This is a genomic window from Micromonospora sonneratiae (assembly GCF_042679305.1).
In the GTDB taxonomy this organism is placed as follows: domain Bacteria; phylum Actinomycetota; class Actinomycetes; order Mycobacteriales; family Micromonosporaceae; genus Micromonospora_H; species Micromonospora_H sonneratiae.
Window position 1 is genome coordinate 108,485 of the sequence record NZ_JBHTMP010000004.1, and the last position, 11,733, is coordinate 120,217.

Genomic DNA, 11,733 nt, shown 5'->3' on the forward strand with positions numbered 1-11,733 from the left:
CGGGTCACCGCACCAACCCGGCGATCAGGTTGATGGTCGACGCAATGATCACCGCGCCGAACAGGTACGACAGCAGGGCGTGCCGCATCGCCGTCGTCCGCATCTGGTTGCTGGTGAGGTTGGTGTCGGAGACCTGAAACGTCATGCCGATGGTGAAGGAGACGTAGGCGAAGTCGGAGTAGCGGGGCGGGGAATGCTGGTTGAAGTTGATTCCGCCGTCGGGGCCGGTGTAGTAGAGCCGGGCGTAGCGGGCGGTGTAGACGGTGTGCACGATCGTCCAGGACAGCAGCACGCTCCCGATGCCCAGGCCGATCTGGAGCTGCTGGGCGTGTCCGTGGACGGACTCGGCACCGGCCAGTACGACCCCGATCGCCAGCAGGCTGGCCACACAGGCGACCAGCAGCAGGGTGTCCCGTAGGGCGAGGTTGGGCTCCTCACGGACGGCCAGTCGTGCGGTGCTCTTCGGGTCCATCGGCCAGATGGCCGCCCAGGCCCAGGTCAGGTAGGTCAGGGCGGCGACATCCCAGCCGACCAGGGGGGCGAGCTTCGGCGAGTGCAGCAGACCGAACAGTCCGCCGGCGCAGACCCCGGCGACCGCCATGACGGCCAGTTGAAGCGACGGCGGTGCCGGATCGGTCTGCGTCCTGTTCCTTCTCCAGGTCCGCACGTTGGGTCAGGCGGTCCCGCTCAGATCCCGCGCAGGTGCCGGGCGACCCGCTGGTGCGCGCGGTTGCGGGTCTTGGCAGCCAGGTCTGCGGGCGTGACCTCCGGGGCACGGGCGGTAGCCGCCGAGCGGGCGACCTCGTTGGTGTTGTGGTAGTCCACGGGCGGCATGGCGCGTAGCGCCTTCAGCACCTCCGGAGGGGCGCCCGCCCGCTCCGCCTCGCGGACGATGTCCTGTTTCTCGGCTGGAAAGTCCATCGAGTTGAGATACCGCAGTACGTCGGCGTTGGTCACCACGGTCGCGCTCCCCACCGGTAGGTCTGGTCACGGACCGTGTGCTTACCCGTTCCGGTGATGGTCACGCCTGGCCTGTCGGGATACGCGGGACCTGCCGGGATACGCGGGACCTGCCGGGATACGCGGGACCTGACGGGATACGCCTGGCCTGCCGGGATACGCGTGGTCGGACGGAATACTCGTGGGCTGCCGGGGGCACACCGTCGACCGGCCTGGTCGACGGCCGGTCCGGCCGTTTGCCGCCCGTGCCGCCGGGTAACCGGCTGCTTCTGCCGCCGGTACGGCGTGACACGTCGTGCCGGGGCAAGGTCGTGTCATGACGCGAAGGAGATGGCCGGCATGAACTACGACACCTTCATCGACCTGGTCGCCCAGCGCGCCCGGGTCCCCTCGGAGCAGGCAGTCGACCTCACCCGCGCGACGTTGGAGACGCTGGCCGACCGGTTGACCAGCGGAGAGGTGTTGGATCTCGCGGTACAGCTCCCCAAGCCACTGCAGACGACACTGCGCAAGCGGGGCGAGGCCAGGGAGTCGTTCGGGGTGGAGGAGTTCACCCGCCGGGTGGGCGTGGGGGCCGGAGTCGACGAGGCGACCGCCGGCACCGGCCTGCAGGCGGTCTTCACGACCCTGCGCGAGGCGGTCAGCGGCGGCGAGTTCGACGAGGTGATGACCCAGTTGCCTGGTGAGTACCGGGACCTGGTCGCACCCTCGATGATGCCCGGCGGCGTGCTACGCGACCGGTAGGGACGATCAAGGCCGCCGGTCAGGCAACCGCACCCTGGTCGCGTAACCGGGATATCTCGCCATCGTCCAGTCCGAGTTCGTGCAGCAGCTCGTCGGTGTGCTCGCCCGGCTGCGGCGGTGGCCGCCGGATGACGCCGGGCGTACGGCTGAACCGAGGGGCCGGCGCCGGTTGGCGGACCCCGTACGGTTCGACGAAGACCTCCCGTGCGGCCAGGTGTGGATGCCCCGGCGCCTCCGCCCAGTCGAGTACGGGCGCCACGCACGCGTCGGTGTGTTCCAGCAGCGCCGCCCACTCGTCCCGGCTGCGACTGCGGAAGAGCCGGGCCCAACGCTCCCGGTCGGCCGCCCAGTTCCCGGGGAGGGTGCGGTCCCGTCCGGTGCCGGGTTCCGGCTCGAAGCCGGTCCGGTGGACCAGTTCGTCGTAGAACCGGGGTTCGAGTGCGCCCACGGCGAGGTAGCGCCCGTCCGCACACTCGTACGTGTCGTAGAACGGTGCCCCTCCGTCGAGGAGGTTTACCCCGCGCGGGTCCTGCCACCGGCCCATTCGACGTAGGGCGTGGATCTGGGTGGACAGCACCGAGACACCGTCCACGATCGCGGCGTCGATCACCTGGCCGACGCCACCGGCCTGTACGTCGTACAGCGCGCAGACCACCCCGAAGGCCAGCATCATGCCGCCCCCACCGAAGTCACCGAGCAGGTTCAGCGGCGGCACCGGGGGCCCGTCCGACCGACCGATTCCGTGTAGGACACCGGTCAGCGCGAGATAGTCGATGTCGTGCCCGGCGTGCTGGGCGTTGGGGCCGTACTGCCCCCAGCCGGTCATCCGCCCGTAGACCAGCCGGGGATTGACTTCGAGGCAGTCGGCCGGCCCGAGCCCGAGCCGCTCGGTGACCCCGGGCCGGAAGCCCTCGACCAGTACGTCCGCCGTGCGGATCAGGTCGAGCACGACCTGTCGTCCGGCTGGTGCCTTGAGGTCGACACCGATCGAGCGTCGTCCCCGGTTGAGCAGGTCGGGGTGTGGCTGGCCGAACAGCTCCGCCTGTACCCCGTCGACCCGGTCCACCCGTACCACGTCCGCCCCCAGATCGGCCAGCATCATCGCGGCGAACGGTCCGGGCCCGATGCCGGCCAGTTCGATCACGCGGATGCCGGAGAGGGGGCCCTCCAGGTGCGGTCGACGCTCCGCCGTCATGGGGTCACCATAGGCGATTCGTGGTGAGGGTGGTCCATCGGAAGATGTACGCCGTTTTCCCCAGCCGGTAGGACGGATGGTCCCGATCCGGCTGCGAACCTGAACAGGTCAGGGGCACCGATCGGACGGGGAAAAGAATGGCAGCGGTCGAAGTCGCAGTGGGCCGTGGCGGCGGCGGTACCGGCCAACACCATGGCCGACTGGCCCTGCTCGACGTGTTGCGTGGGGTGGCCATCCTGGGAACGTTGGCCACCAACATATGGATCTTCGCTACCCCGGGCGGGGAGCAACGCGTACTGGACGACTCGGCCAGCATCTCGGTCACCGCCGGCCTCTCCACCGATCCGGGTGCGGCACTGGTGGAGGGCGCGTTCCGGTTTCTGGCCAACGGCAAGTTCCTGGCCCTGCTGACCATCCTGTTCGGTGTGGGGCTGGCGATCCAGCACCGGTCCAGCCAGTCCCGTGGCCGGCCCTGGCTACGTAGCTACCTGTGGCGACCCGTGCTGCTGTTCATCGAGGGCAGCCTGCACTTTCTGTTGATCTTCGCGTACGACGTCCTGATGGGCTACGCCCTCACCGCCGTACTCGTCGCCGTGCTGGTGGGACGCTCGGTCCGTACCCAGAGGGTCGCGATGTACCTGGCCGGTTCCCTCCACGTCACGTTCATGGCCCTGCTCACGGTGGCCCTGCTGCTGGCCCCTGCTACCGGACCGGCAACCACGACGGATGGGGCACCACGCGGGGAAGGTGCGCTGTTCACCACCGGCAGCTACCTCGACCAGGTGTCGTTCCGGGTGGAGAACCTGCTGGCGCTGCGGCTGGAGCCGATCATCAGTTTCGGTCTGCTGGTCTTTCTCTTCCTGCTCGGGGTGCGGCTGTTCCATGCCGGTGCCTTCGGCGCTGACGAGCGTGGCCAGCTACTGCGGCGTCGGCTGATCTGGATCGGGCTGGGCGTGGGTCTCCCGCTGAACGTGTCCACCACGCTGATCGGCCCGGAACTGTTCCTCGTGGACCGGTACGTCTGCGCGCCGATCATGGCACTCGGCTACCTGGGACTGGTCGGCTGGATCGTGGACCGGGCCCGGAGTGCCGATCCGGTCACCACCGCGTTGGCCGCTGTCGGCCGTACCGCGCTCTCCGGTTACGTGCTGCAGAACCTCCTGAGTGCGATCGTCTGCTATGGCTGGGGGCTGGGCCTGGCCACCGCACTCGACGCGAGCCGGCCCTGGTGGGTGCTGGCGATGTGGGTGATGGTCGGTGTGATCCTGGTCGGGATGTCCCGGCTGTGGCTGAGGTGGCTCGGCCAGGGACCGCTCGAGGCGGCGCAGAAGTGGGTGCTGACCCGGCTCAGCCGATGAACGACCCGGGTGAGGGGCGGTGCTGGAGCGGACGTAGCGACCGGGCCGGACAGTCGGGGGTCGACTGTGGACAGCGACTTGTCCAGCCCCGGTTGGGGCCTTAACCTGGACCGGACATTCCCATCGTCGATGGCCCGTGTGCGCCGCCAAGCACACCCAACGTGAAGATCGATTCTCGCGGCGGAGCCGCTTCGCGCCGGTGAGCCCGGCCATCCGTATCCGCCCCCGACGGGAGCTACGCGCCGTACGCCGTCGGCGTCCGCACCGGTGTTGGGGACACCTGATCGCGGCACCACTGTGGCCGATGCACGGGGCCAATCTCGGTACCCTGCTACGTACCTGCGACGCGGTCGGCGCGTGTCTCGCCGTACCACCGTTCGACTGGGTCGATGGTGCCCTGGCCCGGGGGAACACCCTCCGCCAGCCGACCTGTGTGCACCGCGTCGGCAATCCGGTGCGGTGGCTGTCCGGTGAGCGGGCCCGGGGCTCGCGCATCATGGGTGTCGAATTGGCCGAGGAGGCGATTCGCCTCGCCGACCTGCCCGCCGCCCGGCAACGCACCATCGTCGTACTCGGACACGAGGCCGACGGCATTCCCGTCGAGGCGCTCGACGTTCTCGACAGCGTGGTCGAGATTCCGATGGTGGGTACGGGGTTGAGCCTGAACGTGGCCGTGGCCGGCTCTCTGGTGCTCTACAAGCTTGCCGGGCTCGTGTAGCCGGCCGCGTCGGATTGGCGGACGCCCGGTTCCTCGGCAGGTTGGAGTGACGTTCGGGAACCCATTGGCGGACACGCCGGTTTTGGCAACCTTATTAACCGATAGGGTGCGGGTGGTGGCGACCGGCCAACCTCCGTCAGGGCGAGCCGCAGAACAGGTGACCGAGAGCTATTGCATACCGCTGTCGGGGGCGCTTTCCCGGTTCGCGGTCGTTGTTGTCCACGCGGTTCCGGGTAGCCCCCGCCGATCCGATCTGATCAGCGGGGGTGGACCAGCTACGACGCCCAGCAGGGGAGGCGGGCTGTCGCTCAACGCTCGTTGTACGCCTTGACCACGGAAGCGGGGATCCGACCGCGCTCGGAAACCTCGTAACCGTTCTTGGCCGCCCATTCCCGGATGGCCTTGTTCTGGTCACGGTCGGTCCGGGTCGGAGCTGCGCCACCGGCGCGACGACCCGGGCGGCGTCCTTCCACCCCGCTCCGACCAATGCGGTTACCCGCCGTGAGGTACGGGTCCAGCGCTTTGCGGAGCTTGCCCGCGTTCTTTTCCGACAGGTCAATGGTGTAGTTCACGCCGTCCAGGCCGAACTCCACGGTGCGGTCGGCTTCTCCACCATCGAGGTCGTCTGTCAGAACGGTGATTACTTGCCTTGCCATAGCTGGTCACTCCTCGTGAACAATCAGTATCGTGGGTCGAGTTTGACGCATCAGGGCTTAAAACTGCAAGCTGTTCGGCCAGTCTCATCGGTCCCGGGGGTCGTCGGCCCGAGTGTGGCCCTTCCGCGCTTTTCCGCTGCTTGTCTGAGCCACCTGGTGTGGTGATCGATGTTGTCGATTCGCTGGAAGTGTCAGACTGGGCATTAGCGGCTGTAGAAGTGAGCAAGACTGACGCCCGGCCCGCCAGCACCGTTTGTCGAATGGTTTGACGGACCATAGTCCGACTTGGTGAGAAGGTCTCGGGCAACGGAAACCTCGCGGTTGTGACCAGGGTGCGACCGGGACCAACAGGCAATATGAAACGCGCCGGCGGCCGGCGCTCGGTTCGGCCGGCAGTCGGCGGCGGGTGCCGGGTCACGAGGTTGTCGGCGAGGTGTCCCCGGGCTTGACGGTCGTGGCGGTGGCAGCGGCCCGTTCACGAGAGGCAGCGGAACCCGTTTGCCCCTCAGCCTACGACGCCCGCCGACCGTTCCTGCCTGTGCGGCAGGGCGGGTATCGGCGGGCGTGTGGATATGTGGATATGCAGAGGAAGGGCGCGGACCCCGGCACCCGGCCGACAAATCACCGCGCCCGGGTGTGACCGGTCAGCGGGCGAACGTGCCGACCATATTTCCGCTGGTCAGTTCATGACCGGCGATCGCCTTGCGGATGTCGGGGACCTGCGGCGTGGCGGGTAGTTCCAGTGGTTGGTCCACTGCGAAGATGCGGAAGAAGAATCGGTGCGGGTCGTCATTGATGGGTGGACGAGGGCCGCCCCAACCGGCGCTGCCGAACCCATTGATCCATTCTTGTCCGCCGGCCGGTGTCTGTCCCTCGGCCACCCCTGTGGTGCCGGGGTCGATGCCGGTTACCAACCAGTGCAGGAAGGGGGTCGGGCCGGCATCGCGGTCCTCCACCAGGAGGACGAGTTCGCTCGCGGATTCCGGCACGTCAGACCATTCCAGCGGTGGGGAGATGTTTCCGCCGTCCATGGAAAAGCGCTGCGGCATCAGATCGTGGTCGTTGAAGGCGGAACTGCGAATCGGTATGCCGGCCATGTATGCCCTCCTCGGAACGAGTCGACCCCGGATACTCGGGGCCGCGTACCCCGGCCGGACCGTGCGAAACGCCGCTGCGAGGGGTTCCGGCCCGGTTTCGGACCGGTGGGGTCGATCGCCGGAATGTCGGGATCCTCCGGCCGATCGGCCGTGCCCGGAGGTAGCCCGCAACTGACGACCCGCAACTGACGGACAGGCACCGGTCGGGATAAGCGGTCGAGATGAGATTTGCCCGGAGTCCTGTATTTTGCGATCATCCGGCAGTCACCGTGCCGTACGCCGGAACTGGTGCCGCCTACGGACGCCACTAGAATCGGCCCGGCCAGGGTGTAAGCAGTCGGTGGGCGACCGGACAAAGGAAGACATGACTATCTACAGCGCGGCACGGCTCCGTAAGGTCCGGGTCATCGTGACTGGCGGAGGAACCGGCGGCCACACGTACCCAGCATTGACCACGATCCGTACGCTGCGAGCCCGGCTGGCGGAGGCCGGTGCGGAGCCCGAGCTGCTCTGGGTCGGCGTCGCCCACGGCCTGGAAGCCAAGATCGCCCGGCAGGAGAACGTGCCGTTCAAGGCGATCACCACCGGCAAGCTGCGCCGCTCGCCAAACCTACGTGAGCTGGGCCGCAACATCGCCGACGCGTTCCGGATCCCGCTCGGTGTCCTGCAGGCGATCATGACCGTGGTCAGGACCCGGCCCGCCGTGGTCTTCTCCACCGGCGGGTACGTCTGCGTCCCGATCGGCGTCGCCGCCTGGCTGACCCGTCGACCGCTGGTCATGCACGAGCAGATCCTCACGCTCGGCCTGGCCAACCGGATCCTGGCCCAGCTGGCCACCCGGATCCTGCTCAGCCACGAGTCGTCCGTGGAGCATCTGCCGGCCCGGGCCAGGAGCCGCGCGGTGGTGACGGGTAACCCGATCCGGCCCGAGGTGCTGGCCGGCAACCGGGCGGCGGCACTGGCGGCCTACGGCCTGGACCCGGATCTGCCGCTGGTCTTCGTCACCGGCGGCGCCCAGGGTGCCCTACAGGTCAACAACCTGGTTGCCGAGATCCTGCCGGACATCCTGCCCGGCTGCCAGGTCCTGCACCAGTGCGGCGAATACTCGTTCACCCGGATGCAGGAGGTCGCCGCCGCCCTGCCCGGCTACCTGCGTGACCGCTACCGCGTGGTCGACTACGTACACGGGGAACTGCCCGACGTGCTGGCCGCCGCCGACATTGTCGTTGCCCGCAGCGGTGCCGGAACCGTCGCGGAACTGACCGCGCTGGGCAAGGCGTGCGTCTTCATCCCGCTGATCCCGACCGGGGGCGACGAGCAGCGTCGTACGGCCCGGCACCTCGCCGACGCCGGAGCCGCCCGCATGCTGGCTGGCCCGGACGCCACCCCGGACCGCCTACGCGACGAGGTGATCGCGCTGTTGAAGGACCCACGGCAGCGTCAGCGGCTGGCTGACAACGCCCGACAGCACGGGCGGCCGGACGCCGCCACCGCAGTGGCGCGGCAGCTCATCGACGCGGCCCGTAAGGACTGACGGGCGCGGCCCGGCTGCGGCCGGCTCCGCTACCGGCCCGCTGGGCCCGCCGGGGCACGGTCCCAGCGGGCCGTGGCATGATCCTGCATGGAGCAGGCCACCGTGCGACCTCGGCACGGCTGCTCCTGCCGCAAGCACCGAGTGCAGGGAGAACCCGATGTCGGACCGCAGCGTTCCGGAAGGTGCAGCCGACCTTTCCGCGGCCGAGCCCGTCGAGCCCGTAGAGGTCGAGGAGCCGGCCGCACTCGAGGAGTCGGCTGAGAGCGAGGAACCGGTCGAGTTCGCGAACCGGGCCGCTCGTCGTGCCCGGGGTAAGGGCGGCGCCAAGTCGCGACCGGCCGGCGTGGGCAAACAGGTCGGCAGTGGCCGGGGATCGGTCCAGGGGCCGCGTCAGTGGGGCAACCGCCGGAGCGGCTGACCCCACCGGACCGGCCGGTCCGACGGTCCCGCCGCCCCGGCCGGTACCGGGTCAGGCAGGCTGTTCCGGACCGCGGTAACTCGCTCTTCGAGCGGATCGTCGGCGGTGGTGTTGCCAGCTTCCGAGCGCCAGCATCACCACCAACGCGAACAGGAGGCACTGTCCGAAGGGCCAGGCCACCGCGAGCAGCCTTCGTAGTATGCCTTCCGGCCACGATGCCGACGGTCCACCGAAGCTGTCCAACAACCGGGTCGGCACATCGACGAACAGCACGTTCTCCGGCAGGTCGACCAACCGGTGTTGGCTGCCGTCCGATCGGAACTCCATCAGCTCGACCCCGCCCACGGTCCACCAGTCGGTCTCGGACCAGGAGTCGTCGTCCGGGCGCTTGACCACACCCTCCTCCGGTCGATAGACGGCGACCACCGCGTCGCCGTCGTCCTGCCAGCCGAGCAGCCGGGCGGCCAGGCCCCGGGCGGGCGGCAACGTCGGCCCGGCAACGGGGGCACCGGTCGGTACGTCCAGGTAGCCGATCTGCCACGACCGTCGCCGCAGGGCCGACTCGTCGCAGGCGGTGTCGCCCTCGCAGGTGTCGGTGGAGAAGACGGCGATCCGGTTCCCGTCCGCCAACCAGGCGCCCGGTCCGGCCAGCCGGTCTCCGGGCGAGAGGGGGGCGAGCCTGCGGACGGTCGCCCGGTTCGGGTCGACGATGTGGATGGCGTCCCTGGTCGCCACCGCGATCCGTGCGCTGTCCGGGGAGAACGCGACGAAGTTCCCGGGCTGGTAGGTGCCGCGGATCTTCGGCAACTCCCGCACCGTTCCGGTGGTCAGGTCCAGCAGTCGGAGTTGCAGCTGCCGCACCTCGGGGTCGGGCATGAGGGAGGGGGTCGGGAGGACCAGCAACGACCTACCGTCCGGGGCCCAGGCTATCGGGGTGCCTCCGTCGTACTCGGTCACCTTTCCGCTGGTCAGGTCGAACACCGCGGTCCGGTCACCGCCGTCCGCGCTCGCCCCTTCCAACCACGGCTGGCTTGCCAGTTGCCGACCGTCCGGTGAGATCAGCAGGCCGTCGGCCATTCCCGCGGTGGTCTCACCCACCGTACGAGCCAGCCGGTAGCCGCCGTCGCGACCGATGACGAGGCTGCGCCCCTCCCAGCCCCAGATGTCACTACCCCGCAACTCCTCGTCGCCGCTGACCACGATGGCGGCCGGCCCGGGCGGACTCTCGACGATGGTGTCCTCACCGGTCAGTGGGGGATAGACGGTGGACGGCACCACCGGTGGGTCGCGTCGGGCCGGCGAGAAGTCGTCAGGGATGGTCCGGTCCAGCAACAGCGGGGTGCCGGTCAACGCGCCGGCCACCACTGCCACGGCGACGACCGCGAGTACGGTGGTGATCCGTCGGCGACGCCGCGCCCGGGGCCAGATGTCCGGGTGTACCCGGGCCGGCCGGGCCTGGTCGGCGATCCGGTGCAACATCTCGGTCAACTGTCGGTCCGTCACGGTCGTACCTCCATCAGGTCCGCCAGTTCCGGCGCGAGCGTGCGTAGCCGGGCGAGTCCGTCGCGGACCTGGCTCTTTACCGTGCCGACCCGGCAGTTGAGGATCTCGGCGGTCTGCGCCTCGGTGCAGTCCTCGAAGTAGCGCAGGATCAGCGCCGCCCGCTGTCGCGGACCGAGCCTGGCCAGGGCCTGCTGTACCGAGAGCATCACCGTCACCTGCTCGGCATCGTCCGACACCGGTCGATCGGTGCCGGACAGTGGAGCCTCGGGCCGCCGGCTGGCTCTTCGCCACCACGTCACGTGTTGGTGGTAGAGCACCCGGTGGACGTAGGGGTCGGGGTCGCCCGCCGCCACCACCCGTTTCCACCGGCCCGCCACCCGCAGGAACGTCTGCTGAACCAGATCCTCCGCGAGATGATGATCGTTGGTGAGCAGATAGGCGATTCGGGACAGGGCCGCGCTGCGCGCTCGCACGTACGCCTCGAACGATTGCCGGTCGGCATCCACATGCCACCTCCTCCGCCAGCTAACACGCCTTCACCGGTTCGTTTGGAGGGGACCGAGGGCGGTAGGTGCGGCCGGGGTGCCAACGAGTCGTTGACTATCGATGTCTCGTTCTTTACGGTTGCCCGAAAAGTAACTCGTATGACATTAGATCATCGCTTGGCGTCACCTGAAAACCTGGAGGAAGCATGATGCAGCGCATGAAACTCCCGGGCCTTCTCGGTGAACTGGCTGCGGAATTCGCCGGTACGATGATCCTCATCCTCTTCGGGGTGGGCGTGGTCGCCCAGGTGGTCGCCGGTGGCATCGGTGACCACGACAGCATCGCCTGGGCCTGGGGCCTGGGCGTCGCCCTCGGTGTGTACGTCGCGGCGCGGATCAGCGGGGCACACCTCAACCCTGCGGTCACCCTGGCACTCGCCGTCTTCAAGGGCTTCCCCTGGCGCAAGGTGCTGCCGTACAGCCTGGCCCAGACCGTGGGTGCCTTCGTCGCCGCGCTGCTCGTGCGGTGGAACTACAGCGAGGTGCTGACCAGGGTGGATCCCGGGCACACCATCAAGACGCAGGGAGTCTTCTCGACCCTGCCCGGCAACGGTGAGCTGCCGGTGGGGCAGTGGGGCGGACTACGGGACCAGGTGATCGGCACCGCCATCCTGCTGTTCGTCATCCTCGCCCTCACCGACCTGCGTAACTCGCCCCCGGCGGCCAACCTCACCCCGGTGGTGATCGGGCTGCTCGTCGTCGGGATCGGCATGGCGTGGGGAACCAACGCCGGTTACGCCATCAACCCGGCCCGCGACTTCGGTCCGCGACTGGCCTCATTCCTCACGGGGTACGAGACGGCCTTCTCCGACCAGTATGGTGATCTCTACTTCTGGGTGCCCATCGTCGGTCCGTTGGTCGGCGGACTGATCGGTGCCGCCCTCTACCAGGTGCTCATCGGACGGTTCCTGCGCACCGACGAGCCGCTCGAACCCGGCCGCCTACCCACCCAGGCCCGGACCACCCCGGTCAAGGCCTGACCTCGATCCCTGTCGAGAAGAGGAG

General features: G+C 68.8%; 13 protein-coding genes. 6 read left to right on the plus strand and 7 right to left on the minus strand.

Annotation, left to right across the window (positions count from 1 at the left end):
* Positions 1-4: 4 nt before the first annotated feature.
* Positions 5-601: a DUF1345 domain-containing protein gene (locus ACFQ4H_RS04435; protein ID WP_377567224.1), complete on the minus strand. Its 597-nt coding sequence runs from the start codon at positions 599-601 to the stop codon at positions 5-7.
* 86 nt (positions 602-687) lie between these two features.
* Positions 688-960 carry a DUF2795 domain-containing protein gene (locus tag ACFQ4H_RS04440; RefSeq protein WP_377567226.1) on the minus strand — a complete coding sequence of 91 codons (273 nt, stop codon included), beginning with the start codon at positions 958-960 and terminating at the stop codon, positions 688-690.
* A 339-nt stretch (positions 961-1,299) separates the two neighbouring features.
* Here ACFQ4H_RS04440 and ACFQ4H_RS04445 point away from each other — a divergent pair, with 339 nt between their 5' ends.
* Positions 1,300-1,704, plus strand: a complete 405-nt coding sequence (locus tag ACFQ4H_RS04445) for a DUF2267 domain-containing protein (RefSeq protein ID WP_377567228.1) — start codon at positions 1,300-1,302, stop codon at positions 1,702-1,704.
* 19 nt (positions 1,705-1,723) lie between these two features.
* Here the strand turns inward: ACFQ4H_RS04445 and ACFQ4H_RS04450 are convergent, their stop codons facing one another.
* Positions 1,724-2,899 carry a CaiB/BaiF CoA transferase family protein gene (locus ACFQ4H_RS04450; protein WP_377567232.1) on the minus strand — a complete coding sequence of 392 codons (1,176 nt, stop codon included), beginning with the start codon at positions 2,897-2,899 and terminating at the stop codon, positions 1,724-1,726.
* A 137-nt stretch (positions 2,900-3,036) separates the two neighbouring features.
* Between ACFQ4H_RS04450 and ACFQ4H_RS04455 the strand changes: the two genes are divergently transcribed.
* On the plus strand, positions 3,037-4,257 hold the full coding sequence (locus tag ACFQ4H_RS04455) for a DUF418 domain-containing protein (RefSeq protein WP_377567234.1): 1,221 nt from the start codon (positions 3,037-3,039) through the stop codon (positions 4,255-4,257).
* Between the two features lie 199 nt (positions 4,258-4,456).
* Positions 4,457-4,975: a TrmH family RNA methyltransferase gene (locus ACFQ4H_RS04460; RefSeq protein WP_377567236.1), complete on the plus strand. Its 519-nt coding sequence runs from the start codon at positions 4,457-4,459 to the stop codon at positions 4,973-4,975.
* A 308-nt stretch (positions 4,976-5,283) separates the two neighbouring features.
* Here ACFQ4H_RS04460 and ACFQ4H_RS04465 read toward each other — a convergent pair whose 3' ends face one another.
* Positions 5,284-5,631, minus strand: a complete 348-nt coding sequence (locus ACFQ4H_RS04465) for a histone-like nucleoid-structuring protein Lsr2 (RefSeq protein ID WP_377567238.1) — start codon at positions 5,629-5,631, stop codon at positions 5,284-5,286.
* 644 nt (positions 5,632-6,275) lie between these two features.
* Complete coding sequence (locus ACFQ4H_RS04470; protein WP_377567240.1) at positions 6,276-6,728, minus strand: YbhB/YbcL family Raf kinase inhibitor-like protein; 453 nt, start codon at positions 6,726-6,728, stop codon at positions 6,276-6,278.
* A 364-nt stretch (positions 6,729-7,092) separates the two neighbouring features.
* Between ACFQ4H_RS04470 and ACFQ4H_RS04475 the strand changes: the two genes are divergently transcribed.
* Together ACFQ4H_RS04475 and ACFQ4H_RS04480 are read left to right on the plus strand one after the other, a co-directional pair.
* Entirely contained in the window at positions 7,093-8,262 is a 1,170-nt protein-coding gene (locus ACFQ4H_RS04475) for a UDP-N-acetylglucosamine--N-acetylmuramyl-(pentapeptide) pyrophosphoryl-undecaprenol N-acetylglucosamine transferase (RefSeq protein WP_377567242.1), read from the plus strand.
* Positions 8,263-8,419: 157 nt separating this feature from the next.
* Complete coding sequence (locus tag ACFQ4H_RS04480; protein ID WP_377567244.1) at positions 8,420-8,680, plus strand: hypothetical protein; 261 nt, start codon at positions 8,420-8,422, stop codon at positions 8,678-8,680.
* A 51-nt stretch (positions 8,681-8,731) separates the two neighbouring features.
* Here ACFQ4H_RS04480 and ACFQ4H_RS04485 read toward each other — a convergent pair whose 3' ends face one another.
* Both ACFQ4H_RS04485 and ACFQ4H_RS04490 read right to left on the minus strand, forming a co-directional pair.
* Positions 8,732-10,183: a WD40 repeat domain-containing protein gene (locus ACFQ4H_RS04485; protein ID WP_377567246.1), complete on the minus strand. Its 1,452-nt coding sequence runs from the start codon at positions 10,181-10,183 to the stop codon at positions 8,732-8,734.
* Positions 10,180-10,689, minus strand: coding sequence for a SigE family RNA polymerase sigma factor (locus ACFQ4H_RS04490; protein ID WP_377567248.1), 510 nt, complete (start codon positions 10,687-10,689; stop codon positions 10,180-10,182). The genes ACFQ4H_RS04485 and ACFQ4H_RS04490 overlap by 4 nt, the downstream gene beginning before the upstream one ends.
* Before the next feature lie 185 nt (positions 10,690-10,874).
* Between ACFQ4H_RS04490 and ACFQ4H_RS04495 the strand changes: the two genes are divergently transcribed.
* Positions 10,875-11,708: an MIP/aquaporin family protein gene (locus ACFQ4H_RS04495; protein ID WP_377567250.1), complete on the plus strand. Its 834-nt coding sequence runs from the start codon at positions 10,875-10,877 to the stop codon at positions 11,706-11,708.
* Positions 11,709-11,733: the final 25 nt, after the last annotated feature.

What these genes read in the sequence shown, in the direction of transcription:
- ACFQ4H_RS04455 (WP_377567234.1), top strand. Translation starts at nt 3,037, where the DNA reads ATGGCAGCGGTCGAAGTCGCAGTGGGCCGTGGCGGCGGCGGTACCGGC.
- ACFQ4H_RS04435 (WP_377567224.1), bottom strand. Translation starts at nt 601, where the DNA reads ATGGCGGTCGCCGGGGTCTGCGCCGGCGGACTGTTCGGTCTGCTGCAC.
- ACFQ4H_RS04445 (WP_377567228.1), top strand. Translation starts at nt 1,300, where the DNA reads ATGAACTACGACACCTTCATCGACCTGGTCGCCCAGCGCGCCCGGGTC.
- ACFQ4H_RS04495 (WP_377567250.1), top strand. Translation starts at nt 10,875, where the DNA reads ATGATGCAGCGCATGAAACTCCCGGGCCTTCTCGGTGAACTGGCTGCG.
- ACFQ4H_RS04465 (WP_377567238.1), bottom strand. Translation starts at nt 5,631, where the DNA reads ATGGCAAGGCAAGTAATCACCGTTCTGACAGACGACCTCGATGGTGGA.
- ACFQ4H_RS04475 (WP_377567242.1), top strand. Translation starts at nt 7,093, where the DNA reads ATGACTATCTACAGCGCGGCACGGCTCCGTAAGGTCCGGGTCATCGTG.
- ACFQ4H_RS04470 (WP_377567240.1), bottom strand. Translation starts at nt 6,728, where the DNA reads ATGGCCGGCATACCGATTCGCAGTTCCGCCTTCAACGACCACGATCTG.
- ACFQ4H_RS04450 (WP_377567232.1), bottom strand. Translation starts at nt 2,899, where the DNA reads ATGACGGCGGAGCGTCGACCGCACCTGGAGGGCCCCCTCTCCGGCATC.
- ACFQ4H_RS04480 (WP_377567244.1), top strand. Translation starts at nt 8,420, where the DNA reads ATGTCGGACCGCAGCGTTCCGGAAGGTGCAGCCGACCTTTCCGCGGCC.